Source organism: Pseudomonas sp. BT76 TE3572 (genome assembly GCF_050435365.1).
GTDB lineage: Bacteria > Pseudomonadota > Gammaproteobacteria > Pseudomonadales > Pseudomonadaceae > Aquipseudomonas > Aquipseudomonas fluorescens_W.
Map to the genome: position 1 here is coordinate 6,714,926 of NZ_JBNDKE010000001.1, position 25,193 is coordinate 6,740,118.

The window sequence follows — 25,193 nt, forward strand, 5'->3', positions numbered from 1 at the left end:
CGATGGGGTTGTTATTGATTATCGCGGTGATAGTCGGGATTACCTTCTTGACCTGTTACAACCGAATCATTGGGCGACATAACCGCGCTCAGCGCGCCTGGGCCGATGTCCTGGTTTATGAGCGGCAGAAAACCAGGGTGCTCGATTTACTTGAGCAGCAGGTTGCGGGTTTCAAGGAGTACGAAAGTACGCTGCTGGAAAAGATCACGGGTCTGCGCTCGGCCATCGGCAAGCTGCCACAAGAGGCGAACGGGGACGCTCTACAGCCGGTGCAAAAGGGAACACGGGAATTGCTGGCGGGATTGACCGTGGCATTTGAAGCTTATCCAGAGCTCAAGGCCAATGAGTTGGTTAACAACTTCATGCGGGAAATCACAGAGCAGCAAGAAAACGTCGGTGCGGCCATTACCATTTTCAATGGCGCGGTAGAGGTGTTCAATAACTCGATCCAGATGTTTCCTAACTCCTTTGTTAATGGCTGTCTCAACAAAAAATCGGTAATCGTTCCATTTTCCGACTCCCAGGCTTCCGCAGCATTTGAGTACAGGCCGAATTTTTAAAGGTGCAGGACAGCAGGCTCGGTCGGTCTGGAATGTTCGCAAAAAGGTTTTTTGTAACGGCTGGTTGATTACCGCTCCTCAAGATCCCGAGCGAAGCTTGGCCGATGCCTATATAATCCCCGCCTTTCGTGGAGAACAGACCTTTATGCCAACGTCCTTTCTAGAAATCGTCGAGTTACCAGACGGCCGTATTGAGCTGCGCAGGGCTGAGGACGAGGGTTCTCTGGTTACTTTGGATTTCTCCGAGGATGCCAAAGCGTTCCTGCAGGGCCAGCACGTGGAAGTCGCCAAAGCGATGTTGAGCGTCGGTGTTCAGATGGCCGGACGCTTGGTTGAAGGCGATTTCAATACGGACGAGGGGGCTCGGGTTCTTCATTGATCCCGCCCGTCGGTTTTTTGCTGATATCGCTACAGGTTGGCTTCTCTATCCTTGGAGAAGCCCCGCGCTGTTCAATGCGCGCTTTGTTTGTCAGTTAACCCAATCGAATATTCAGGCTTTGTGCGTCCCCGATCCGGGCGGCGCTGATCAACTGTTGCCGTGAAGTTGTGCTCAATGGGTTGAGCCAACTGACTACCGTGTGGCTGCGACCCAGGCGCAAGGCCTCGCAGGTCAACTGCTGAGCGCTCTGAGTACCGCGTGGTTGCAGCAGCAGGATGCGTTCGCGGTTAAGGCCGGCGTCTCGCAACCAGGTCTGGGTCAGGCTGGCGGGCGGAGCGATCAGCGTCAGCCAGCGCGCGTCCTGGTCCTGGCTCAGTTCCCTGAGAATCGGCGCAAGAAGGTTCAGGCAATTCCCGGCTGCACCACGCAGCGACAGCTCACTGAAGACTTCGGGCTCAGCGCTCCAGGGTGACTCGACCACGTCTTTCAGGATCGGCGCCAAGGGCTGCACCATGAAAGCCTCGAACAACGGCAGTTGGGCTTGCTGTGATGTGTGTGGGAACTGCATAAAGCCTCCTTTAGCGGCGAATGACGCCGACACTCAAGCCTTCGATCACCAGTTCCTGATCTTTCAGGTTCACTTCGATAGGGGCGAATTCAGGGTTTTCGGCAATCAACCAGACCTTGCTGCCATCGCGCTTGAAGCGCTTGACGGTCACTTCATCGCCGATCCGTGCGACCACGATCTGGCCGTTGCGGGCTTCGCGGGTGGTGTGCACTGCCAGCAGGTCACCGTCGAAAATGCCCACATCCTTCATGCTCATGCCATGAACCCGAAGCAGATAGTCGGCGCGAGGATGGAAGAACGACGGGTTGATGTTGCAGGACTCTTCGATGTGCTGTTGGGCGAGGATCGGAGCACCGGCAGCCACTCGGCCAATGATCGGCAGGGTGGACTCGTCGGCCTTGGCTTCGAAGCCGGGGATGCGAATACCACGGGAAGCACCGGGCGTCATCTCGATCGCACCCTTGCGGGCCAGCGCCTTGAGGTGTTCTTCCGCCGCATTGGGCGACTTGAAGCCCAGTTCCTGAGCGATTTCCGCGCGGGTGGGCGGGTATCCGTTGTCTTCGAGGCAGCGTTTGATGAAGGCCAGAATCTCTGCTTGGCGTGGCGTCAGCTTTAGCATATTGATCGCTCTGTCTTTTTATACAGTGACTGGGATTATATACAGTGGAACGGTCTTGGCAATGCTCCTTTTTTTGCCGGCCGCCAGACGGTCGATGAGCCTGCTGATTCGCGCTTGAGAGTTGTATGGTTAAATAGGTGACCGACCATTCCCAAAACGAACCGTCAGGCTTGACAAGGCCTGGGCTGAAACGTATGTTTCAAACAAGTGTTTGTCAGGCGGAGTAGCCATGGCCCAGTCGGAAACCGTTGAACGCATTCTTGATGCTGCCGAGCAATTGTTCGCGGAAAAAGGTTTTGCTGAAACCTCATTGCGTCTGATCACCAGCAAGGCCGGTGTCAATCTGGCGGCGGTGAACTATCACTTCGGTTCGAAGAAGGCGCTGATCCAGGCAGTTTTCTCGCGTTTTCTCGGGCCGTTCTGTTTAAGCCTTGATAAAGAGCTGGAGCGGCGTCAGGCCAAGCCGGAGAACAAACCGACGCTTGAAGAGCTGCTGGAAATCCTCGTCGAGCAAGCCCTGGTGGTGCAACCACGCAGCGGCAACGATCTGTCGATTTTCATGCGCTTGCTGGGTCTGGCTTTCAGTCAGAGCCAAGGGCACTTGCGGCGTTATCTGGAAGACATGTACGGCAAGGTATTCCGCCGCTACATGATGCTGGTCAACGAAGCTGCGCCGCGTATTCCGCCGATTGAGCTGTTCTGGCGCGTGCACTTCATGCTCGGCGCCGCCGCGTTCAGCATGTCCGGTATCAAGGCCCTGCGCGCAATTGCCGAGACCGACTTCGGCGTTAACACCTCCATTGAGCAAGTCATGCGTCTGATGGTGCCGTTCCTGGCGGCGGGCATGCGCGCCGAAACCGGTGTGACCGACGCGGCCATGGCCACCGCGCAGTTGCGTCCGCGCAGCAAATCAACCCCGGTTGCCGCCAAGGTTTAACCGCGCACGGGTGGGCGCGGCAGCTTACATCCGCTAAGCTAGCCGCCCATGCCGACTCTCGTTCTGAACCCGCTCCCCATTTGTATCGCCGACCTGCCGGGCATTGCCCATGGCGGCGATTGCGTGCGAGCCGGGTATCTCGTTATCAAGGAATCTCTATGACTGCTGGCCTGCAAGGCTCGTTGATGGTGGACGTCGCCGGTACCTGGCTGACGGCTGAAGATCGCCAATTGTTGCGCCAACCCGAAGTGGGCGGCCTGATCATTTTCGCCCGCAATATCGAACACCCGCGCCAGGTGCGCGAGTTGAGCGCCGCAATCCGTGCCATTCGCCCCGATCTGCTGCTGGCAGTCGATCAGGAGGGCGGCCGGGTTCAGCGCTTGCGTCAGGGCTTCGTACGACTGCCGGCCATGCGCGCCATCGCTGACAACCCGAATGCCGAGTACCTCGCCGAGCAGTGCGGCTGGATCATGGCGACTGAAGTGCTGGCTGTCGGCCTCGATCTGAGTTTCGCTCCGGTGCTGGACCTCGACTTCCAGCGCAGCGCCGTGGTCGGCACCCGTTCATTTGAAGGTGATCCCGAGCGTGCAGCGTTGCTGGCGGGTGCCTTCATTCGCGGCATGAACAGCGCCGGCATGGCCGCCACCGGCAAGCACTTTCCCGGTCACGGCTGGGCCGAGGCCGATTCCCACGTTGCGATCCCTGTTGATGAGCGCAGTCTCGATGAAATCCGCGCCAATGACCTGGTGCCGTTTACCCGATTGAGCAAGCAACTGGCCGCTGTCATGCCGGCCCACGTTATCTATCCACAAGTCGATTCCCAGCCCGCCGGCTTCTCCCGCCGCTGGTTGCAGGACATCCTGCGTGGCGAGCTACAATTTGACGGCGTGATCTTCAGCGATGACCTGTCCATGGCCGGCGCTCATGTGGTCGGCGATGCGGCCAGCCGTATCGAAGCGGCGCTGACGGCCGGTTGCGACATGGGTCTGGTGTGCAACGATCGCGCGGCCGCTGAATTGGCCCTGAGCGCCGCCCAGCGTCTGAAGGTCAAGCCGTCCGAGCGCATCGCGCGGATGCGCGGCCAGTCGTACGCCAGCACTGAATACCGTCAAGACCCGCGCTGGCTGGCAGCTGTCGGCGCGCTCAAAGAAGCTCAACTGATTGATTGAGGACTTTTCGTTATGACGGTTTACGCGATTATCGGTGGAACCGGCCTGACTCAACTCGAAGGCCTGAGCATTCGTCAATCATTGGCGGTGGAGACGCCGTATGGCGCGCCTTCGGCTGAAGTGCAGATTGGCGAGTACGCCGGCAAGGAAGTGCTGTTCCTTGCGCGCCACGGTCATCCTCACCGTTACCCGCCGCATCAGGTGAACTACCGCGCCAACCTCTGGGCACTGAAACAGGCTGGCGCCGAAGCGATTCTCGCGGTCAACGCCGTGGGTGGGATTCATTCCGCGATGGGTACCGGACATTTCTGCGTGCCGCATCAGCTGATCGACTACACCAGTGGTCGCGAACACACCTATTTCGCCGATGATCTGCAGCAGGTCACACACATCGACTTCAGCTACCCGTACAGCGAGCCACTGCGTCAGCAGTTGATCGCGGCGCTGGCGGCCGAAGGTGTCGGCTACAGCAGCCAAGGCGTGTACGCCTGCACTCAAGGGCCGCGTCTGGAAACCGCCGCTGAAATCGCCAGGCTGGAGCGCGACGGATGCGACATCGTGGGTATGACCGGGATGCCGGAAGCGGCATTGGCTCGCGAGCTGGGACTGGATTACGCCTGTCTGGCGCTGGTAGTAAACCCGGCGGCGGGCAAGTCGACGGCAGTGATCACCATGGCCGAGATCGAGCAAGCGCTGCATGACGGGATGGGCAAGGTGAAATCGACGTTGGCTCGGGTGCTCAAGGGTTGAGCCTGTACCGAGTTGACACCATCGCGGGCAAGCCACGCTCCCACAGGTACAGTGATCACCTGTGGGAGCGGGCTTGCCCGCGATAGCAATTCATCTGGCGTCTTGGATTTCAGCGCTTTTCCAGCTTGTCCGGCAGCGGCGCAAACAACGCTTCAATATCATCACTCTGCAGTTTCCAGTCCCCGGTTTTGCGCCCATCCAGCACGCCAGCTGCCAAGTCGGATTTTTCCTTCTGCAGAAGCTGAATCTTCTCCTCCACCGTGCCCCTGGCAATCATCTTGTAGACGAACACCGGTTTCTCCTGACCAATGCGATACGCCCGGTCAGTGGCCTGATTTTCCGTCGCCGGATTCCACCACGGATCGTAGTGAATCACCGTATCGGCTTCGGTCAGGTTCAGGCCGACGCCACCCGCCTTCAGGCTGATCAGAAAGATCTGACGCTTGCCGCTCTGGAAGTCTTTGACCGGGGCGCGCCGGTCGCGGGTCTGCCCGGTCAGCAACGCATAATCGACTCCGCGTTTTTTCAGCTCATCTTCAATCAGCGACAACATTGAAGTGAACTGCGAGAACAACAGAATCCGCCGACCTTCATCGAACAATTCCTCAAGCATTTCCATCAGGCTGTCGAGCTTGCCCGACGTGCTGCCGCGAGTGGGCAGGGTGGCATCGTTGACCAGGCGCAAATCGCAGCACACCTGACGAAGTTTCAGCAGCGCCTCAAGAATGATGATCTGGCTGCGTGCCACGCCCTTGCGGGTGATCTCGTCGCGGACTTTCTTGTCCATCGCCAGGCGCATGGTTTCGTACACGTCGCGCTGGGCTTCGTTGAGCTCGACCCAATGGATGATTTCGGTTTTCGGCGGCAACTCGGTCGCCACTTGTTCCTTGGTTCGACGCAGCAGGAACGGTTTTATCCGGCCGTTGAGGTGCTGAAGTCGCACTTCGCTGGCGCGTTTTTCGATCGGCACGCGGTAATCGCGATTGAAGCTTTTCACGTCACCTAGCCAGCCGGGTAGCAGGAAGTGAAACAGCGACCACAGCTCGCCCAAGTGGTTTTCCAGCGGCGTGCCGCTCAGGCACAGACGCTGACGAGCATTCAACTCGCGGGCAGCGTGGGCGGCCTTGCTGTTGGGGTTCTTGATGTATTGCGCCTCGTCCAGAACCAACACGTGCAGAGGCTGCGCGGCGAGACGTTCGACGTCCTTGGGCAGCAGCGCATAGGTGGTCAGGATCAGGTCGTAATCGGCCAGCGTGTCGAAATGCTTTTTGCGACTGGCACCGTACAGCGCCAGCACTTTGAGTTGCGGTGTGAAGTGCGCCGCTTCATCCAGCCAGTTGGGGATCAGGCTGGTGGGCATCACCACCATGCACGGCCGATCGAGGCGTCCGGCGTTCTTCTCACTAAGAATGTGCGCCAGGGTCTGTAGGGTTTTGCCCAGACCCATGTCGTCCGCGAGAATCCCGCCGACTTCCAGTTGTCGCAGCGACTGCATCCAGCTCAAGCCTTCCAGCTGATAGGGGCGCAAGGTCGCGTTCAGACCTTCCGGTGCGGTCGCGGTGAAGTCCTTGATGTCCCGCAGCCGCTGGGCAAAGGTGCGAATTTGCTCGCCGCCCTCCCAGAGCAGCGGCAGGTCTTCCAGCGGATTCAGTCGCGTGGCATCGGCCTTGCTCAAACGCAGCGTCGTTTCGCCGGGCCCTTGCAGGTAGAACTCGCCGAGGGTCGCCAACACTGGTTTCAATCGGCCGAAGGGCAGGGCGACCTGCAGCGGGCCGTACTCGGAGTTCGGGCGATTGGGAATGTTCACCAGGATCAACTCGTCGTCGCGACGTCGTGCAAGGCGTTCCGGGTTGAGGATCTCGGTGTGAGAGCGCATCAGGTTCAACAGGATCGGCAGCAGGCTTAGCCGTTCGCCGTTGACGATGATTCCCAGCTCCAGATCGAACCAGTCGCGCTCCGGTGCCTGTTCGACGGTGGCGTACCAATCGTCCACGGCAGTCAGGTCGAAACCGAAGTCTTCGTCGATCTGCAACTCCCAACCCTGGGTGCGCAGCTTCGGCAGTTCATTGAGGGTGAAGGTCAGCCAGGCGCTGTCGTTGACCATCTCGAAGAGCTCACCAGCGCTTTCCGGCAAGGCCTTGCTTTGCCGGGTAGCAATTTTGAAGCCGAGGATTCGCAGCTGCTCCCGGTAGGTCTGTTCGACTTCCGGGTGGCGTTTTATCCGTAACGTTTGCGTCTCCTGACGAATCAGAATGTCGGCGTTCTTCTGCCCCGAAACGTATTCATCCAGATAGCTGAAAGACAATGCCGCGCGATGCTGGATATAACGCTGCATCTTGCCATTGCGCGGTTCGAAGGCGCTGAACTCGATGCTCGCCAGCCACAAGCGCGGCACCGGTTGCACGTTATCCACCAGTACTTGCGGCGGCGCCTTCGGGCTACGGTTTTCCAGTACGGCTTGAAGTTTCTCGAGTAGCTCAGCGTCTTGCGCAGCGGCGGGGTAAGCCAGGGTTTCCTGCACTTTCAGCAGTACCGCCGCGCAATGCTTGCAGTTGCTGTGGACCGGGCAGGTGCAGGTGGCATCGATCATCAACAACGTGGCTTTGGCTGACTCGCGCAGGCGAATGGTCTGACGGTAAACGTTACCGCCAGAGCCCTCGCAGGCGGCAATGATCGTGGCGTCGCCGGCCTCGACGATCCTGACGCGGTTCTCCAAAGCGTAGCGACGGCCACGCTCCAGGCTCTGTTCCTTGAATCGGCTGACCCAGGAAGGTGCCAGGGGTTTGCTCAGGGTCGCTGACATAAGGACTCAATCAGTCCGGAATTTCATCGGGGACTGGCCGAGGCGCAGGAGCAGTCAGCGAGGTGATCTTGATCAACATGCCCAAGTGGCCGTTGTCGAGGAAGTTCAGCTGGCCGTTCTTGGTGTGGCTTTCCTGCTTCATGCGTTCGCTGGCGGTGACCATGCCGTTGGCGTCGATCTGGTTGACCCAGAAGTCTGCATCCACATCGGTGAACCGCCCCAGTTTCATGCTCAGCGTGCCCTCGATCGGGAACTGGCCGAACTGTTCTTTGCCATCGCTGATCGCAACTTTGCTGGCTTCTTCGCCAAGGTTCTGTTGCCAGGCCTTGTGCAGCAACACCGTGTATTCATTGCTGGCGGTGAGTTTTTCCACTTCAGCATTGAGGCTCGGTGTGCGCAGGCTGTCGGGGTTGATGGGCTGAGCACCGGCCGCCCAGTCTTCCGGCGCGGCGCGGCTGACGATGGCGGGCACGGCGTTTTGGCGGACCAGAATCATTTCAATCTGATACAAGTCATCGGCAAATGCCGTAGGGGTGACCAGTGCTGTGATTAACATTGGCAACAAGGTCAGAAAGCGAAACAGGCGCATGCGGCGTCCTTCAAGCAGTTTTCGGAATGAGGTGCTCAAACAGCGCCTCCACAGTATTAAAGCGCTCTTCCGGGCGCTCCATCGGCACCTGGAATTTAAACATCGTGGCGCCTTCGAATTTGTAGCGTTTGGGCTGGCTCTGAATCAGTTTGATCAGCGTCAGCGGGTCGACCGGGGTTTGCGTCGCGAACTCGATTCGGCCGCCTTGCGGGCCACCGTCGACTTTCTTGATGCCCAGTAGCTCGGCCTGCAGTTTCAGCGCGGTAATGCGCATCAGGTTCTTGGTCGGTTCCGGCAGCAGGCCGAAACGATCGATCATCTCCACCTGCAAGTCCTTGAGGCCTTCCTCGTCGGTGGCCGAGGCAATGCGTTTGTAGAGAATCAGTCGGGCATGCACGTCCGGCAGATAGTCCTCGGGAATCAACGCCGGTACTCGCAGGTTGACTTCAGGGCCACCGCCGAGCGGTTGATCGAGGTTCGGTTGTTCGCCCTTGCGGATCGACTTCACCGCGCGCTCGAGCATTTCCATGTACAGCGTGAAACCGACGGCCTGGATCTGTCCGCTCTGCCCGTCGCCGAGCAATTCGCCAGCGCCACGGATTTCCAGGTCGTTGGTGGCGAGCACGAAGCCCGCGCCGAGGTCCTGGGTATTGGCGATCGCTTCCAGACGTTTTTCGGCGTCAGGCGTGATTTGCTGGCGCGGCGGCGTCAGCAAATAAGCGTAAGCCTGGTGGTGACTGCGACCGACCCGGCCGCGCAACTGGTGCAGCTGCGCCAGGCCGAACTTGTCGGCGCGCTCGATGATGATGGTGTTGGCGCTCGGCACGTCGATGCCGGTCTCGATGATGGTCGAGGCGATCAGCACGTTGAAGCGCTTGTGGTAGAAGTCGCTCATCACTTGTTCGAGATCGCGTTCGCGCATCTGCCCGTGGCCGATGCCGATCCGTGCTTCCGGCACCAGTTCGGCGAGGTCGGCGGCGCATTTCTCGATGGTCTTCACGTCGTTGTGCAGGTAATAGACCTGACCGCCACGCAACAGCTCACGGAGCAAGGCCTCTTTGACCGTGCTCTTGTTCTGCTCCATGACGAAAGTCCGTACCGACAGGCGACGCGCCGGCGGCGTGGCGATGATCGACAGGTCGCGCATGCCCGACACCGCCATGTTCAGCGTGCGCGGAATCGGCGTGGCGGTCAGGGTGAGGATGTCGACTTCACTGCGCAGGGCCTTGAGCTGTTCCTTCTGACGGACACCGAAACGGTGTTCTTCGTCGATGATCACCAGCCCCAGGTTTTTGATTTTTACATCGTCGGACAGCAACTTGTGCGTACCGATGACGATGTCGATCTTGCCTTCGGCCAGATCCGCGACCGCAGCGTTGACTTCTTTGGTCGACTTGAAGCGGCTCATCACTTCCACGCTCACCGGCCAGTCGGCGAAGCGGTCGCGGAAGCTGTTGTAATGCTGCTGGGCGAGCAGGGTGGTCGGCACCAGAATCGCTACTTGACGACCACCATGCACCGCGATGAACGCTGCGCGCATCGCCACTTCGGTCTTGCCGAAACCAACGTCGCCGCAGACCAGGCGGTCCATCGGTTTCGGCGCGAGCATGTCGGTGCGCACGGCGTCGATGGTGGTTTGCTGGTCCGGGGTTTCTTCGAACGGGAAGCCCGCGCTGAAGGTCGCGTAATCGGCTTTCGGGTCGGCGAATGCATAACCTTCGCGAGCGGCGCGACGGGCATAGATGTCGAGCAACTCGGCGGCCACGTCGCGTACTTGTTCGGCAGCTTTGCGTTTGGCTTTCTGCCAGGTCTCGGAGCCCAGGCGGTGCAGCGGGGCCAGGGCATCGTCGCTGCCGGTGTAACGGGCGATCAGATGCAGGTTGGCCACCGGCACGTAAAGCTTGGCGTTTTCGGCGTATTCGAGGGTCAGGAATTCGGCGGCCTGACTGTCGATTTCCAGAATCGTCAGCCCTAGATAGCGACCGACACCGTGATCGATGTGCACCACCGGTGCGCCTTCGCGCAGCTCGGTGAGGTTTTTGATCACGGCATCGTTGTTGGCGTCGGCGCGTTTCTCGCGGCGACGGCGCTGCATCACACGCTGACCGAACAACGGGCTTTCGGCGACCAGGGCCAGGGCCGGATCGTCGAGTACCAATCCTTCGTCGAGCGGCGCGATGGTGATCGCCAGGCGCTCCTTGCTCGCGATGAAGTCTGGCCAGCTGTCGACGGTTTTCGGACGCAGCTTCAAGCGTTCCAGCAATTCCAGCAGCACTTCACGACGGCCCGCGGACTCGGCAGTAAACAGCACGCGACCGGGGAACTCGTCGAGGAAACCCGCCAGCGCCGCCAACGGTTGGGTGGCTTTGGCTTCGATGGCCAGGTTCGGCAGCTCCCGAGCGGGGAAGCGCTCGCGGCCAACGCCGGTCTCTACGTCCTGTTGGCTGGCGACCACGCGCGGCCAGTTCTTCAGCCGTGCAAAGCAATCTTCCACCGGCAGGAACAGTTCAGCCGGCGGCAATAAAGGACGGGCCGGATCGACGCGGCGCTCTTCATAGCGATTGCGCACGTCGTTCCAGAAGTTTTCCGCCGCCTGTTCGATGCCGGGCAGGGAAAACACTTGCGTGTCCTGCGGCAGGTAATCGAACAGCGTGGAGGTTTCGTCGAAGAACAGCGGCAGGTAGTACTCGATACCGGCCGGTGTAATCCCGCTGCTCAAGTCCTGGAAGATCGGGCAGCGACGGAAGTCGACATCGAAACGCTCACGGAAGCGCGCCTTGAAGCGGGTGACCGCATCCTTTTGCAGCGGAAACTCTCTCGCTGGCAGGAGACGAACCGTTTCAACCTTGTCGATGGAGCGCTGGTTTTCCGGATCGAAGGTACGAAGGGTCTCGATTTCGTCGTCGAACAGGTCAATTCGGAAAGGCAGTTTGCTGCCCATCGGGAACAGATCGATCAACGAGCCGCGCACGGTAAATTCGCCGTGCTCATAGACGGTATCGACGTAGCGATAGCCGCTGGCCTCAAGCCGGGTGCGCATTTGCTCGACATCGAGCTTCTGGCCGATGTCCAGCACCAGGCTGCTGCCGAGCAGGAATTTGGTCGGCGCCAGGCGATGCAGGGCAGTGGTGATCGGCACGACCAGAACGCCATGACTCAGCTCCGGCAATCGATACAACGCGGAGATTCGCTGGGAAATAATGTCCTGGTGCGGCGAAAACAGATCGTAGGGCAGGGTTTCCCAGTCCGGGAAATGCAGCACCGGCAAATCCGGGGCGAAGAAACTCAGCTCCTGTTCCAGCCGTTCGGCACTTTGGCTGTCGGCAGTCAGTAGCAGGGTGAAGCGCTTGGCAGCGCTGGCAGCCTCGGCAATGGCCAGGCTCAGGGCGGCACCGGGTAGGTTGCCCCAGTGCTGTTTACCTGCCGCGGCAGGGAGAAGCGGTAGACGCAGAACGGGCACGGAAGGTTGAGCTCCAAGCGTTGCGACAAAGTCGGTAATTGTAGCGGTCCCGGGTGCCGCCTGTCAGTTGCAGACTGTGTCTATTACGCAGGTTGGGCGAAATGTAGTGGTAAAGACAAAATCGGCCTGTTTTTTAGTAAAAAAGGCTGAATATGTAGTGGCAAAACGGTCTAGTGTTACGGAGGGTTACAGACAAGACAGCGTTGTCTCCAAAAAAACGACTTCGCTGCAGGCCACGGTTTTATTGGGCTTGAGCCGTGCGTCATTTTTTTGAAGCGGAATTTGTTACTGACCGCGCGACAGGCGCGCATTGCTACGGGAGGCACTCGGCGGCATAATGTAGCCCCTTTTTTCTGCCCCTACATGTGGAAGGTTCCCGTGACTCAGAAGCCCGACCAGTGTCTTGGTGAATGGATCGACCGTGAAGCACTCGCAGAAGCGATGATTCCGCTTATCGGTCAGCTCTACCGCAATAACAACGTGGTGAGCTCGATCTATGGCCGCAGTCTGATCAACCAGTCTGTCATCGCGATTCTCAAAGCTCACCGCTTTGCTCGCCATCGCCAGTCCGATGACAGCGAATTGTCCGTCCACGAAACATTCCCGCTGCTCAAGGCAATGAGCGAACTCAAGCTCGGCGCTGCCTCGGTAGATCTGGGCAAGCTTGCAGTCAAGTTCAAGGCTGAAGGCAATGGCCGCACCGCCGAGCAGTTCGTCCGTGAAGAACTGGCTGACGTCGTTGGTCAGCAAAATGTTTCCGCCCGCAAAGGCACCGACGTTGTTCTGTACGGCTTCGGTCGTATCGGCCGTCTGCTGGCGCGCATCCTGATCGAGAAAACCGGTGGTGGCGACGGCCTGCGTCTGCGTGCCATCGTTGTCCGCAAGGGCGCCGAGAACGATCTGGTCAAGCGTGCCAGCCTGCTGCGTCGCGACTCGGTGCACGGTTCGTTCAATGGCACCATCACCATTGATGAAGCCAACAACACCATCACCGCCAACGGCAACCTGATCCAGGTTATCTACGCGAAGAACCCGACTGAAGTGGACTACACCCAGTACGGCATCAAAGACGCGCTGCTGGTGGACAACACCGGTGTATGGCGTGACGCCGACGGTCTGGGCCAGCACCTGGCTTGCCCGGGTATCGATCGCGTTGTTCTGACCGCGCCTGGCAAAGGCAAGCTGAAGAACATCGTTCACGGCATCAACCACGGTGAAATCACCGCTGATGACAAGATCGTTTCCGCCGCTTCCTGCACCACCAACGCCATCGTGCCGGTGCTCAAAGCCGTCAACGACAAGTTCGGCATCATCAATGGTCACGTTGAAACAGTTCACTCGTACACCAACGACCAGAACCTGATCGACAACTTCCATAAAGGCGATCGCCGTGGTCGTAGCGCCGCGTTGAACATGGTTATCACCGAGACCGGTGCTGCCACCGCTGCTGCCAAGGCTTTGCCTGAGCTGGCCGGCAAGCTGACCGGTAACGCGATCCGCGTTCCGACGCCTAACGTGTCGATGGCCATTCTCAACCTGAACCTTGAGAAAGCCGCTACCCGTGAAGAGATGAACGAGTACCTGCGCTACATGGCGCTGCACTCCGATCTGCATAAGCAAATCGACTACGTCAATTCGCAGGAAGTGGTTTCCACCGACTTCGTTGGCTCGCGCCACGCAGGCGTGGTAGACGCTGAAGCAACCATCAGCCAAGACAACCGCGTTGTTCTGTACGTTTGGTACGACAACGAATTCGGTTACAGCTGCCAGGTGGTTCGCGTGATGGAAGACATGGCCGGTGTAAACCCGCCTGCATTCCCGCGCTAAGCGTTAGCTGCACATGAGAACGCCCCGACTTTGGTCGGGGCGTTTTTGTTTGTGCAGTGATCGTTCTTGCGCAGAGCGTGGGAACGATCTTTTTTACCTGTGGGCGCATAATGGTTGGCTTTGGCGTTGTGTCAGGGAATGCCAGGGGAGGATGGGAATTGTTGAATAGGTGGCAATGCGTTTTATTTTTTCTGTTCGGCGTCCTTTCAGGCTGTGACAACGGCGATTCCATGGAAAGCTTCGGCGGCCCGACCATGGGCAGCACGTATTCGATCAAGTACCTGCGCCATACCGGGCTTCCCGCCCCGACCGAGGTCCGTGTCCAGGTCGAAAAAATCCTTGCTGAAGTCGATCAACAAATGTCGACTTACCGCAGCGACTCCGACATCGAACGCTTCAACGATCTGCCCGCCAACCGCTGTCAGAAAATGCCTGCGCCGATCCTCAAACTGGTGCGTGTCGGTGAGCGTCTGTCTGAGCAAAGCGAAGGCTCCTACGACCTGACGGTGGAACCGCTGCTCAACCTCTGGGGCTTCGGTCCGCAGGCTCGTAATGAGAAAGTCCCCGCCGCCCAGGCACTGGCCGAAGTCAGGCAGCGAGTCGGTTACCAGCACCTGCATATCGACGGCGATCAGCTGTGCAAGGACGCCGCGGTCGAGGTCGACTTCAACAGCATCGCCGCCGGTTACGCAGTCGACACGATTGCCGCAAAACTCGAAGCAATGGGCATCCGCAACTACCTCGCCGAAGCCACTGGCGAACTCAAGGCCGCCGGCAAAAAACTCGACGGTTCGCCGTGGCACGTCGCTCTGGAAGAACCCCGCGACGACCAGCAAGTGGCGGAACGCATCATCGCCGTCGACGGCTATGGCGTTTCCACTTCCGGCGACTACCGCAACTATTTCGAGCAAGACGGTCGGCGTTATTCCCACACCTTCGATGCCCGCACCGGGGCGCCGGTCCTACACACCCTGGCGTCAGTCACGGTGATTCATCCTTCAGCGTTGATGGCCGATGGCTTATCGACGCTGTTGCTGATTCTGGGGCCCGAAAGGGGTTGGGACTATGCCCAAGCGCATGACATCGGTGCATTCTTTGTGATTCGTGCCGATACAGGTTTCGTCACACGAACCACGCAGGCTTTTGAGCGCCTGAGCGGCGGAAAAACCGAGTGATCAGGGCGATTCAAGCCGCAAAGACTGGCGTTGTAGTGCAGGCAAAACTAGCCTACGACGCGACCAAGGGTTAATGTGCGCGGCGTTGACGCTTATATAGACTGTGTCCGGGTTCTGTACTGGCCCCAAATTGTTCCTTCACGCCGCAGATCGGCGTGATTTAGCCGCAGGTGCCGAGGGCGCCGCGGCCTGTTCTGAGGAGTATGCATGGCTGTCTACAACTACGACGTGGTGGTGCTGGGTTCCGGCCCTGCGGGAGAAGGCGCGGCAATGAACGCCGCCAAAGCAGGGCGCAAGGTTGCGATGGTCGATAGCCGTCGCCAGGTCGGCGGCAACTGCACCCACCTGGGTACCATCCCGTCCAAGGCACTGCGTCACTCGGTCCGGCAGATCATGCAGTTCAACACCAACCCGATGTTCCGGGCCATTGGTGAGCCACGTTGGTTCTCGTTCCCGGACGTGCTGAAAAGCGCTGAAAAAGTTATCTCCAAACAAGTCGCTTCGCGCACTGGCTACTACGCCCGTAACCGCGTCGACGTGTTCTTCGGCACCGGCAGCTTTGCCGACGAGCAAACCATCGAAGTGGTCTGCGCCAACGGCGTGGTCGAAAAACTGGTGGCCAAGCACATCATCATCGCCACCGGCTCGCGCCCTTATCGTCCGGCGGACATCGATTTCCATCACCCGCGTATCTACGATAGCGACACCATCCTCAGCCTCGGCCACACCCCGCGCAAACTCATCGTTTACGGCGCTGGCGTGATCGGTTGCGAGTACGCGTCGATCTTCAGCGGTCTGGGTGTACTGGTTGAACTGGTGGATAACCGCGGTCAGTTGCTGAGTTTCCTCGACTCGGAAATCTCCCAGGCCCTGAGCTATCACTTCAGCAACAACAACATCACGGTTCGCCACAACGAAGACTACGATCGCGTCGAAGGCGTGGACAACGGCGTGATCCTGCACCTCAAGTCCGGCAAGAAGATCAAGGCTGACGCCTTGCTCTGGTGCAACGGCCGTACTGGCAACACCGATCAGTTGGGTCTGGAAAACGTCGGCGTGAAGGTCAACAGTCGTGGCCAGATCGAAGTGGACGAGGCCTACCGTACCTGCAAGCCGAACATCTACGGCGCCGGTGACGTGATTGGTTGGCCGAGCCTGGCCAGTGCTGCTCACGACCAGGGTCGTTCGGCCGCTGGCAGCATCGTTGATAACAATAGCTGGCGCTTCGTCAACGACGTGCCGACCGGTATCTATACGATTCCGGAGATCAGCTCGATCGGCAAGAACGAGCAGGAGCTGACTCAGGCCAAGGTGCCATACGAAGTGGGCAAGGCGTTCTTCAAGGGTATGGCGCGTGCACAGATCGCCGGCGAGCCTCAGGGCATGCTGAAGATTCTGTTCCACCGCGAGACCCTGGAAGTGCTGGGCGTTCACTGCTTCGGTTATCAGGCGTCGGAGATCGTTCACATCGGTCAGGCGATCATGAACCAGCCGGGCGAACTGAACACGCTGAAGTACTTCGTCAACACGACGTTCAACTACCCGACCATGGCCGAAGCCTATCGAGTAGCGGCGTACGATGGCCTCAACCGGCTTTTTTGAGTGGCTCCGGCCGGTGGCCTGAGCCGGCCGGGGAGACCGATTTCAGCAATTCTCGAGCGTGGCGCTGGCCAAACCGGGAAAGTCTGTAATCAGGCTGTCAACGCCGAAGTCGGCGAGTCTGCGCATTAGCGCGGGCTCGTTGACTGTCCATACCGACACATGCAGCCCCTGACGCTGCGCCTTCTGCAGGCGTTCCGGCGTACACAGGGTCCAGTTCAGCGCCAGAATCTCACAGCCATAGCTTTGCGCGACCTTCAGCGGGTCGAGCCAGGCGTACTCGGCCACCAATCCGCGAGACACATCCGGCACGAAGTCCAGCGCAGCTTTCAATACTTCCCGCGAACTCGAGGTGATTGTCACCTTGTCGAGCAGGCCGAAACGCTGAGCCATTTCGCGAATCGCCAGCACGGTAGTCGCTGCGCGGGTGCGCGAAGCGCTTTTGACTTCCAGCTGCCAGTGCTCGAAATCGCATTTATCGAACAGTTCTTCCAGTGTTGGAATCGGGCACGGTTTGATCCAGCCTGGTCCGCCAGTGCGCGCATCGTAGGTCACCAGCTCGGCCGCCGTGTGCTCGACGACTTTGCCGCGACGGTCGGTGGTGCGCTTGAGCGTCGGGTCGTGGATGACCATCAGCTCGCCGTCCATGGACAGGTGCAGGTCCAGTTCGCAGCGGCGCACGCCGTGCTTGAGGCATTGCTGAAAACTGGTCAGCGTATTTTCCGGTGCTTCGCCCTTGGCGCCGCGATGGCCGTAGATGAGAGTCACGGTTCTTCCTTAAATTAAATGCCTGATTCGTTTTGTTCGCGGGCCAGACGTCGTTCCTGGGCCTGCTTCTGCAAAATGTAGCGGGCCAGCAATTGGCGCTGGGCATCGGTCGGGTATTCGAACTCGGTGCCGACGTCGTAGCCGTCGCCTTTGCGATCGCAGTGGGTGACGCGAGCCCGCAACAAGAGTCCGAGGGCTTGCGGCATCAGCACCAGTTTGACCGACAGATGTGTGTCCTCGGCAATCGGTGTCGGATGCTGAAACTCGATCCCGCCTTCGGAAATGATCACCGGCTGCGGCTCGCCGATCTGTCCGAGCACGGTGATTGCGATCACCTGGCTCAGTAAGTCGATGCGTTTGTTCTGGGATTTCAGGAACGCCGCGAGATTCCGGTCGCGCTCACTGATCTGGCGCAACAGGTGCTGTGACTCGAATTCGCTCAGGTGCAGCTCGCTGAGCAAGTTGAACAGTGGGGAAGCATCCTGCAACACATCCTGGCCTGCGGCTTCGGGAGCGGACAGGGGCCGAATTTCCAGTGCGATCGTGTCCTCGATACGGTAGTATTCGCGGCGATCTTCTTCATCTAATGTCGACATGGCGAACCCATGGTAGCGGCGGTGGTCTGAGTGTAAAGCTGGTTACCGACCCCCGCCACAAGGACGTTCCTTTTCCCTCCGAACAAGCCCCGACATGTTCAGACCTCTCTTCGTATTTATTGGCACGCGTTATACCCGTGCAAAGCGTCGCAATCATTTTGTGTCGTTCATTTCCCTGACCTCGATGATCGGACTCGCCCTTGGCGTGGTCGTGATGATCGTGGTGCTGTCGGTCATGAACGGCTTCGATCATGAGATGCGCACCCGCGTGCTGGGCATGGTGCCCCACGCGACCATCGAGTCCACTGAGCCGATCAGTGACTGGCAAAGCCTGGCCACCAAGGTCAAGCAGAACCCGCAGGTGACGGCCGTGGCGCCGTTTACCCAGATGCAGGGTTTGCTGACCAACAACGGCAAGGTCTCCAAAGTCCTGCTCAATGCCATTGATCCTGCGCTGGAACGGCAGGTCTCGATCATTGATAACTTCATGCAGCAGGGCAAACTCGATGACCTGGCACCGGGCAGTTTCGGCATCGTCATCGGTGACAAGGCCGCGGCCAAGTTGGGTGCGGCGATCGGCGACAAACTGACGTTTGTGGCGCCGGAAGTCACTGTGACCCCGGCCGGGATGTTCCCGCGCATGAAACGCTTTACCGTGGTCGGCATCTTCCACGTCGGTGCCGGTGAACTGGACGGCTACCTGGGCATCACCAATTTGCAGGATCTGGCCAAGCTGCATCGCTGGAAACCGGATCAGGTCCAGGGCGTCCGCCTGAAGTTCGACGACCTGTTCCAGGCACCACGCGTCGCGTGGAGCATCGCCCAGCAACTCGGCGAAGACCATTTCTATGCCCGCGACTGGACACGCACGCACGGCAATCTGTATCAGGCGATCCGTATGGAAAAAGCCATGATCGGTCTGCTGTTGCTGCTGATCGTCGCCGTCGCTGCGTTCAACATTATTTCCACACTGGTGATGGTGGTGAACGACAAGAAGGGCGACATTGCGATTCTGCGTACCTTGGGTGCCACTCCAGGTTCGATCATGGCGACGTTCATGGTCCAGGGCACCGTCATTGGAGTGATCGGTACGCTGATCGGCGCCGTGGTCGGGATCTTCGCCGCGCTGAACGTCAGCGCCGCGATTTCGGCCCTCGAAGGGCTGATCGGGCACAAATTCCTGAACGCCGACGTGTACTTCATCGATTACCTGCCGTCGCAAGTGCAGAGCCAGGATGTGTTGATGGTCTGCGCCGCCGCGTTGGTCCTGAGTTTCCTCGCCACCCTGTATCCAGCCTGGCGTGCCGCGCGCACCCAGCCTGCGGAGGCGCTACGTTATGAGTGAGTCGGGCATGAGTGATAAAGCAATCTTGAGCTGCCGCAACCTGGGCAAATCCTACGAGGAAGGCCCGGAATCGGTAGAGGTTCTGGCCGGTCTGCAGCTGGAGCTGCATCCGGGTGAGCGCGTGGCGATTGTCGGTACCTCGGGTTCGGGCAAAAGTACCTTGCTCAACCTGTTGGGCGGCCTCGATACACCGACCAAGGGCAGCGTCTGGCTGGCCGGTGAAGAGCTGTCGGCGCTGAACGAAAAGGCTCGCGGTTTGCTGCGCAATCGGTCGCTGGGTTTCGTTTACCAGTTCCACCACTTGCTGCCGGAATTCACCGCGCTGGAAAACGTCTGCATGCCGCTGCTGATCGGCAAGACGGCTATCCCGGAAGCGCGTCAGCGTGCGACGGCATTGCTGGAGCGGGTAGGGCTGGGCCATCGTCTGGAGCACAAACCGGCCGAATTGTCCGGTGGTGAACGTCAGCGCGTGGCCATCGCCCGCGCCCTGGTGAACAAGCCAGGCCTGGTGATGCTCGACGAGCCGACTGGCAACCTCGACTCCCACACCGCCCAGGGCATTCAGGATTTGATGCTGGAACTCAGCACCTCGATGCGCACGGCGTTCCTGGTGGTGACTCACGACATGAACCTGGCCCGCCAGATGGATCGCGTCCTGCATTTGCAGGAAGGTTACCTGACGCCCATCTGATTGGCCGAAACCCGGCGTACTGAACAGTACGTCGGGTCTTTTATTTTTATACGGTGCCCAGCGAATGTTCAGACCGTTATCGATCTTTATCGGCGCACGCTATACCCGTGCCAAGCGCCGCAATCGCTTTGTTTCCTTCATCTCGATGACCTCGATGATCGGTCTCGCCCTGGGCGTGCTGGCGATGATCGTGGTCCTGTCGGTGATGAACGGCTTCCAGCGCGAAATGAGCTCGCGCATCCTCGGCATGGTGCCTCACGCGACTATCGTCGGCGTCAATCCGATCGACGATTGGCAGCCCGTCGCCGCGGCGGCCATGAAGAATCCTGAAGTGACAGCCGCCGTGCCGTTCACCGAGATGGAAGGCATGCTGTCCTACAAGGGGACGATGCAGCCGATCCAGGTCAGCGGCGTTGATCCGGCGCTCGAAGGCAAGGTGTCGATCGTTGCCAAGCACATCGTTCAGGGGCGTCTCGATGCCCTGAAACCGGGTGAGTTTGGTGTGGTGATCGGCGAGATCACGGCTCGACGTTTCCGCTTGAACGTCGGCGACAAGATCACCCTGATCGTGCCGGAAGTCAGCACTGCACCGGGCGGCATCACCCCGCGCATGCAGCGGTTGAACGTGGTCGGCGTGTTCAAGGTCGGCGCCGAGCTGGACGGCTCCATGGCGCTGATCCACATGGCCGATGCCGCGCAGATGCAGCACTGGGCGCCGAATCAGGTACAAAGCGTTCGCCTGGCGGTGAAAGATTTGTACGCAGCACCGAAGGTTTCCAGCGATATTGCTGGCGGGCTGGGCACCGCTTACAAGGCAGATGACTGGACTCACACACAGGGCAGTCTGTTCAGTGCGATGAAGATGGAAAAAACCATGATCGGTTTGCTGTTGCTGATGATCGTCGCCGTGGCGGCGTTCAACATCATCGCAACCTTGATCATGGTGGTGAACGACAAAGGCGCGGACATCGCGATCCTGCGCACCATCGGCGCCACACCGCGGCAGATCATGGCGATCTTCATGGTGCAGGGCACCGTGATCGGGGTTGTCGGTACGTTGATTGGTGGTGTGCTCGGCGTGATTGCGGCGCTGAACGTCAGTGAACTGGTGGGCTGGATGGAGCGGGTCAGCGGGCAGCATATCTTCAGTTCCGACGTGTACTTCGTCAGCAACTTGCCGTCCGAACTGCAGGGGGCGGATGTGGCGTTGATCTGCTCCGCCGGGTTCATTCTGAGCTTCCTCGCCACCGTTTACCCGGCATGGCGTGCGGCGAAAGTCGAGCCGGCTACCGCGTTGCGGTATTCGTAAGTCATTACACCGCTATCGCGAGCAGGCTCGCTTGTATGTTTAGACTTGAAGGGGCCAGACCTGCTGGCCTCAATCTCCCTTGGGCAACTCAATCACAAACCGCGTCCACCCGTTATCCGATTCGCAATGAATCTGCCCGCCATGGGCGCGGATGATTGACTGAGTGATCGCCAACCCCAATCCCGCATGTTCACTACTGCCTTCCTGGCGCGCCGGATCAGCCCGGTAGAAGCGATCAAATAAACGCGGCAGCAACGCCCCGTCAATTGCGTCGCCGCTGTTCTCGACCGTCAGGCTCAACCCCTTGGGCTGATCAACAATTCGCACCCGAACCTCGCCTTCGACCGGCGTAAACCGCAACGCATTGTCCAGCAAATTGGACAGCGCCCGCCGCAACATGCTGCGATCGCCCTCCATGCGCGCACTGCCTTCACGACTCAACCTGACCTGAGCGTCCTCTGCCAGCGGCGCATAAAACTCCAGCAACAAATCCGCTTCTTCCGCCAGCTCCAGCGGTTCGCGCTTGGGCATCAACAACCCGTGGTCAGCCTTGGCGAGGTACAACATGTCGTTGACCAGTTGCGCCATCCATTGCAGTTCTTCGAGGTTGCTGTGCAGTGCTTCGCGGTAATCCTCGATGGGGCGTGGGCGGGTGAGGGTGACCTGGGTGTGAGTCAGCAGGTTCGACAACGGCGTGCGCAATTCATGGGCGATGTCGGCGGAGAAGGCCGAGAGCCGCTGAAAAGAGTCGTCGAGGCGTCCGAGCATGGCATTGAAGTTGTGGGCCATTTCCGCGAGTTCTGGCGGCATGTTTTCTTCGGGCAGGCGTGCACTGAGCGATTGCGCTGAAACCCCGCTGGCAACCGCACTCATGCGCCGCAACGGACGCAGCCCACTGCGCGCGGCCCAGGCACCGAGCAGGGCGGTGGCCAGTGCCGACAAGCCGACCGTCAGCCAGATCAGGTGCTGCATGCGTTGCAGAAAGTGTTGGTGATGGGTGATGTCCAGCAGCAAGGTCAGCTGCGGCGAGTCAGGTTTGTCGAGGTACAACGGAGCGTTGAGGACGCGGTAGTCGGTACCTTCGCTGCTCACCGTGGACAAACCCGGTTGGGTCGGCAATGCCTGGGGGAGGTTCGTTGAACTGTCATACCAGCGCTTGCCGTCGCTGCCGGTGATTCGCAGCGACAGGTCAGCCTGTCGGCTCAATTCATCGGCCAGTCTGACTTCACTTTCACTCGACTGAATGTCATGAAGTGCCCGACGCAAACCAATCAACTTGCCGTCCAGCAACTGCTGATCAAGTTCAACGAAATGCGCTTCACTGGCCCGGCTGAACAACACCCCGGCAAACAGCGACACCACGGCGGTGCACGCCGCAAACAGCAGCGCCAGGCGGCTGCTTAACGAAAGTCGACGCATCAGGCGGGGCGCTCTTCAAGGACGTAACCCATGCCACGCACGGTGTGAATCAACTTGTTGGGGAATTCATCGTCGATCTTCAGGCGCAAACGACGGATTGCCACTTCGATGACATTGGTGTCGCTGTCGAAATTCATGTCCCAGACCTGGGAAGCGATCAACGATTTGGGCAGGACTTCGCCTTGCCTGCGCAGGAGCATTTCCAGCAGGGCGAATTCCTTGGCCGTCAGATCGATGCGCTGACCGCTGCGCTCGACCCGCCGGCGGATCAGGTCCAGACGCAAGTCCGCCAGTTGCAGGCTGGTTTCCTGAGGTGTGGCGTTACCACGGCGCAACAGGCTGCGGACCCGGGCCAGCAGTTCGGAGAAGGCGAAGGGCTTGACCAGGTAGTCGTCGGCGCCCAGTTCGAGGCCGTGGACCCTGTCCTCCACCGCGTCTCGCGCTGTCAGAAACAGTACCGGCGTGTCGAGGCCGGCGCCGCGCACCGCTTGCAGAATCTGCCAGCCATCGCGACCGGGCAGCATCACATCAAGAATCAACAGCGCGTAATCGCCGGTCAGCGCCAGTTGCTGGCCGGTGCTGCCGTCCGCCACCAGTTCAGTATTGAAACCGGCCTCGGTCAGGCCCTGGCGCAGGTAGTGGCCAGTTTTCGGTTGGTCTTCGACGATCAGCAGTTTCATGGGCGACTCGAGGTAAATGGAACGAACGCTTTATACCGTGGGCAGCGTGAATACAGGTCAACCTGACAAAGTTGTAATCTGGCTGTCAGGTTATGGGCAGTCGCAGCAGTTTAGAGTTTTCCACAGGCTGAACCTTATCTTGTTGGAGTACGACTATGTTTTTGCGCAAATCACTGATGCGCGTCGCGTGTTTGCTGGCGCTGAGCTCGCCGGCGTGGGCTGCCCCGGCGCATACCTACGACTTTGGCCAACCGGCCCCGGCGACCCAAGCGACTCGCAGCGTTGAATTCGTCATGGGCGACATGTCGTTCACGCCCAAGGCGATTGATATCAAGGCCGGTGAGACGGTTCGTTTTGTGTTGGTGAATAAAGGGCAGTTGTTGCACGAGTTCAACCTCGGTGACGCGGCAATGCACGCCAAACATCAGCAGGAAATGATGAAGATGCAGCAGAGCGGCATGCTGATGCCTACAGGCATGAAGGATATGGACCACGGCGCCATGGCCGGTATGGAGCATGGAATGAAACACGACGACCCCAATAGCGTGCTCGTCGAGCCGGGCAAAACCGCCGAGCTGACCTGGACCTTCACCAAGGCCACCAACCTGGAATTTGCCTGCAATATCCCCGGTCATTACCAGGCCGGCATGGTCGGCAAGTTGACTGTCAGTCAGTAAGCACTCAAAGGCGGGAGCAAAGGCTGGTAGAATCCGCTGATTCTTCAGTCAGGTTTCCGCCATGCATCCCGCAGCCGAACACTCGCCGCTGGGCAAATCCAGCGAATACATCGCCACCTATACGCCGTCCTTGCTGTTCCCGATTCCGCGCACCGCGAAATGGGCCGAGCTGGGTCTGACGGCTGAAACCTTGCCGTACAAGGGCGTGGATTTCTGGAATTGCTTCGAGCTGTCGTGGCTGTTGCCGTCCGGCAAGCCAGTGGTGGCGATTGGCGAATTCAGTATCCCGGCGGATTCGCCGAATATCATCGAATCGAAGTCGTTCAAGCTGTACCTCAACTCCCTGAACCAGACTCCATTTGCCGACACTGCGAGCCTTGAAGCGACGTTGGCCAAAGACCTGTCGGCCGCTGCCGGTAAACCGGTCGGCGTGCGGATTCGCAGCCTGAAAGACGTCGAGGCCGAAGGCGTCGTGGCGTTGCCGGGTGTGTGCATTGATGATCTGGATATCAGCGTCAGCAACTATGAGCATCCGCGCCCGGAGCTGCTGCGTTGCGATGAATCGCGCATCGTGGAGGAGAGCGTGCACAGTCATTTGCTCAAATCCAACTGCCCGGTCACCAGTCAGCCGGACTGGGGCAGTGTGGCGGTGGAATACCGTGGCGCGGCACTGGATCACGCGAGTTTGCTGGAATACATCGTGAGCTTCCGTCAGCACTCGGACTTTCATGAACAGTGCGTGGAGCGGATCTTTCTCGACCTGCAACGGTTGTTGAAACCGGAGAAATTGACGGTGTATGCGCGGTATGTGCGCCGAGGTGGGTTGGACATCAACCCGTATCGCAGTACTGAAGACGTGCAGTTGCCGAACCATCGGCTGGTCCGCCAGTAAGAAAAAAGCCCCGCTATCACTAGCGGGGCTTTTTTGTATCTGACGGGTTCAGATCCCCATGTTGGCCAAGGCTTGCACGATGTTGCGCAAGGTGCCAGCAAGGGTCGGGTGTTCGATTTCGAAGCGTTCGACGGCCAGGTTCACATTGTCGGCGAGGCTGGAGTCCTGGGTTTTGGTTTCGAGCTCCAGTTCCAGTTCGATCTGTTGCATCAGCGCGTGCAGGTCTTCGCGCTCGGCTTCGGTCAGCGGTGGATTCTGTTCCAATTGCTCGCGCAGAGTATTGAGCTGTTGTTGCAGTTCGCGGGCAGGCATGGCGTTCTTCCTTTTATCGATAGGCACTGGCATAGACCGCAGCAGCATGCCAAAGGTCTATGGCTTGAC

Annotated in this window: 23 protein-coding genes; 13 read left to right on the plus strand and 10 right to left on the minus strand. The window is 59.3% G+C overall.

Translation table 11 applies throughout. The annotated features are described in order from the left end of the window. Nucleotides 1-2: 2 nt before the first annotated feature. Both ABH912_RS30645 and ABH912_RS30650 read left to right on the plus strand, forming a co-directional pair. Nucleotides 3-560, plus strand: a complete 558-nt coding sequence (locus ABH912_RS30645) for a LemA family protein (protein ID WP_429512581.1) — start codon at nt 3-5, stop codon at nt 558-560. 145 nt (nt 561-705) lie between these two features. After that, nucleotides 706-939, plus strand: a complete 234-nt coding sequence (locus ABH912_RS30650; protein ID WP_033061920.1) for a hypothetical protein — start codon at nt 706-708, stop codon at nt 937-939. A gap of 94 nt (nt 940-1,033) precedes the next feature. On the opposite strand, the gene sulA is transcribed toward ABH912_RS30650, so the two are convergent. After that, nucleotides 1,034-1,507, minus strand: a complete 474-nt coding sequence (gene sulA / locus ABH912_RS30655) for an SOS-induced cell division inhibitor SulA (protein WP_046055276.1) — start codon at nt 1,505-1,507, stop codon at nt 1,034-1,036. A 10-nt stretch (nt 1,508-1,517) separates the two neighbouring features. Beyond that, nucleotides 1,518-2,126 carry a transcriptional repressor LexA gene (gene lexA / locus ABH912_RS30660; protein WP_007933171.1) on the minus strand — a complete coding sequence of 203 codons (609 nt, stop codon included), beginning with the start codon at nt 2,124-2,126 and terminating at the stop codon, nt 1,518-1,520. Between the two features lie 229 nt (nt 2,127-2,355). On the opposite strand from lexA, the gene ABH912_RS30665 reads away from it, so the two are divergent. From ABH912_RS30665 to ABH912_RS30675, 3 genes are all read left to right on the plus strand, one after another. Beyond that, a complete protein-coding gene (locus tag ABH912_RS30665; RefSeq protein ID WP_033061916.1) occupies nt 2,356-3,063 on the plus strand; it encodes a TetR/AcrR family transcriptional regulator in 708 nt (235 codons plus the stop codon). Between the two features lie 170 nt (nt 3,064-3,233). Beyond that, on the plus strand, nt 3,234-4,232 hold the full coding sequence (gene nagZ / locus ABH912_RS30670; protein ID WP_185753191.1) for a beta-N-acetylhexosaminidase: 999 nt from the start codon (nt 3,234-3,236) through the stop codon (nt 4,230-4,232). A 12-nt stretch (nt 4,233-4,244) separates the two neighbouring features. Next, nucleotides 4,245-4,982 (plus strand): S-methyl-5'-thioinosine phosphorylase, encoded by a 738-nt coding sequence (locus ABH912_RS30675; RefSeq protein ID WP_429512583.1) that lies wholly within the window; start codon nt 4,245-4,247, stop codon nt 4,980-4,982. 109 nt (nt 4,983-5,091) lie between these two features. On the opposite strand, the gene ABH912_RS30680 is transcribed toward ABH912_RS30675, so the two are convergent. The 3 genes from ABH912_RS30680 to mfd are packed head-to-tail and all read right to left on the minus strand — an operon-like array spanning nt 5,092 to nt 11,834. Beyond that, nucleotides 5,092-7,785 carry a DEAD/DEAH box helicase gene (locus tag ABH912_RS30680; RefSeq protein ID WP_429512585.1) on the minus strand — a complete coding sequence of 898 codons (2,694 nt, stop codon included), beginning with the start codon at nt 7,783-7,785 and terminating at the stop codon, nt 5,092-5,094. A 10-nt stretch (nt 7,786-7,795) separates the two neighbouring features. After that, nucleotides 7,796-8,374: a CsiV family protein gene (locus ABH912_RS30685; protein WP_033061912.1), complete on the minus strand. Its 579-nt coding sequence runs from the start codon at nt 8,372-8,374 to the stop codon at nt 7,796-7,798. A 10-nt stretch (nt 8,375-8,384) separates the two neighbouring features. After that, nucleotides 8,385-11,834, minus strand: coding sequence for a transcription-repair coupling factor (gene mfd, locus ABH912_RS30690; RefSeq protein ID WP_033061911.1), 3,450 nt, complete (start codon nt 11,832-11,834; stop codon nt 8,385-8,387). 363 nt (nt 11,835-12,197) lie between these two features. Here mfd and ABH912_RS30695 point away from each other — a divergent pair, with 363 nt between their 5' ends. From ABH912_RS30695 to sthA, 3 genes are all read left to right on the plus strand, one after another. Further along, complete coding sequence (locus ABH912_RS30695) at nt 12,198-13,661, plus strand: glyceraldehyde-3-phosphate dehydrogenase (RefSeq protein ID WP_033061910.1); 1,464 nt, start codon at nt 12,198-12,200, stop codon at nt 13,659-13,661. Nucleotides 13,662-13,891: 230 nt separating this feature from the next. After that, nucleotides 13,892-14,836 (plus strand): FAD:protein FMN transferase, encoded by a 945-nt coding sequence (locus ABH912_RS30700; RefSeq protein ID WP_429512587.1) that lies wholly within the window; start codon nt 13,892-13,894, stop codon nt 14,834-14,836. Between the two features lie 207 nt (nt 14,837-15,043). Continuing rightward, nucleotides 15,044-16,438, plus strand: a complete 1,395-nt coding sequence (gene sthA / locus ABH912_RS30705) for a Si-specific NAD(P)(+) transhydrogenase (protein ID WP_046055269.1) — start codon at nt 15,044-15,046, stop codon at nt 16,436-16,438. A gap of 42 nt (nt 16,439-16,480) precedes the next feature. Here the strand turns inward: sthA and ABH912_RS30710 are convergent, their stop codons facing one another. Continuing rightward, on the minus strand, nt 16,481-17,203 hold the full coding sequence (locus ABH912_RS30710; protein ID WP_429512589.1) for a glycerophosphodiester phosphodiesterase: 723 nt from the start codon (nt 17,201-17,203) through the stop codon (nt 16,481-16,483). A gap of 14 nt (nt 17,204-17,217) precedes the next feature. Beyond that, entirely contained in the window at nt 17,218-17,799 is a 582-nt protein-coding gene (locus ABH912_RS30715) for a PilZ domain-containing protein (protein WP_033061905.1), read from the minus strand. A 94-nt stretch (nt 17,800-17,893) separates the two neighbouring features. Here ABH912_RS30715 and ABH912_RS30720 point away from each other — a divergent pair, with 94 nt between their 5' ends. From ABH912_RS30720 to ABH912_RS30730, 3 genes are all read left to right on the plus strand, one after another. After that, the gene (locus ABH912_RS30720; protein WP_429512591.1) at nt 17,894-19,144 is read left to right on the plus strand and encodes a lipoprotein-releasing ABC transporter permease subunit; all 1,251 of its coding nucleotides are present in this window, start codon (nt 17,894-17,896) and stop codon (nt 19,142-19,144) included. Between the two features lie 7 nt (nt 19,145-19,151). Next, nucleotides 19,152-19,835 carry a lipoprotein-releasing ABC transporter ATP-binding protein LolD gene (lolD, locus tag ABH912_RS30725; protein WP_185753189.1) on the plus strand — a complete coding sequence of 228 codons (684 nt, stop codon included), beginning with the start codon at nt 19,152-19,154 and terminating at the stop codon, nt 19,833-19,835. 64 nt (nt 19,836-19,899) lie between these two features. Then, nucleotides 19,900-21,144, plus strand: a complete 1,245-nt coding sequence (locus ABH912_RS30730; protein WP_033061902.1) for a lipoprotein-releasing ABC transporter permease subunit — start codon at nt 19,900-19,902, stop codon at nt 21,142-21,144. 69 nt (nt 21,145-21,213) lie between these two features. On the opposite strand, the gene ABH912_RS30735 is transcribed toward ABH912_RS30730, so the two are convergent. Then, a complete protein-coding gene (locus ABH912_RS30735; protein ID WP_429512594.1) occupies nt 21,214-22,563 on the minus strand; it encodes a heavy metal sensor histidine kinase in 1,350 nt (449 codons plus the stop codon). Then, on the minus strand, nt 22,563-23,243 hold the full coding sequence (locus ABH912_RS30740; protein WP_008151374.1) for a heavy metal response regulator transcription factor: 681 nt from the start codon (nt 23,241-23,243) through the stop codon (nt 22,563-22,565). The genes ABH912_RS30735 and ABH912_RS30740 overlap by 1 nt, the downstream gene beginning before the upstream one ends. A 155-nt stretch (nt 23,244-23,398) precedes the next feature. Between ABH912_RS30740 and ABH912_RS30745 the strand changes: the two genes are divergently transcribed. Together ABH912_RS30745 and queF are read left to right on the plus strand one after the other, a co-directional pair. After that, nucleotides 23,399-23,920: a cupredoxin domain-containing protein gene (locus ABH912_RS30745; protein WP_033061899.1), complete on the plus strand. Its 522-nt coding sequence runs from the start codon at nt 23,399-23,401 to the stop codon at nt 23,918-23,920. Between the two features lie 61 nt (nt 23,921-23,981). Next, nucleotides 23,982-24,812, plus strand: coding sequence for an NADPH-dependent 7-cyano-7-deazaguanine reductase QueF (gene queF / locus ABH912_RS30750; RefSeq protein ID WP_429512597.1), 831 nt, complete (start codon nt 23,982-23,984; stop codon nt 24,810-24,812). Nucleotides 24,813-24,860: 48 nt separating this feature from the next. On the opposite strand, the gene ABH912_RS30755 is transcribed toward queF, so the two are convergent. Then, entirely contained in the window at nt 24,861-25,124 is a 264-nt protein-coding gene (locus ABH912_RS30755; protein WP_008151367.1) for a DUF4404 family protein, read from the minus strand. Between the last annotated feature and the right edge of the window lie 69 nt (nt 25,125-25,193).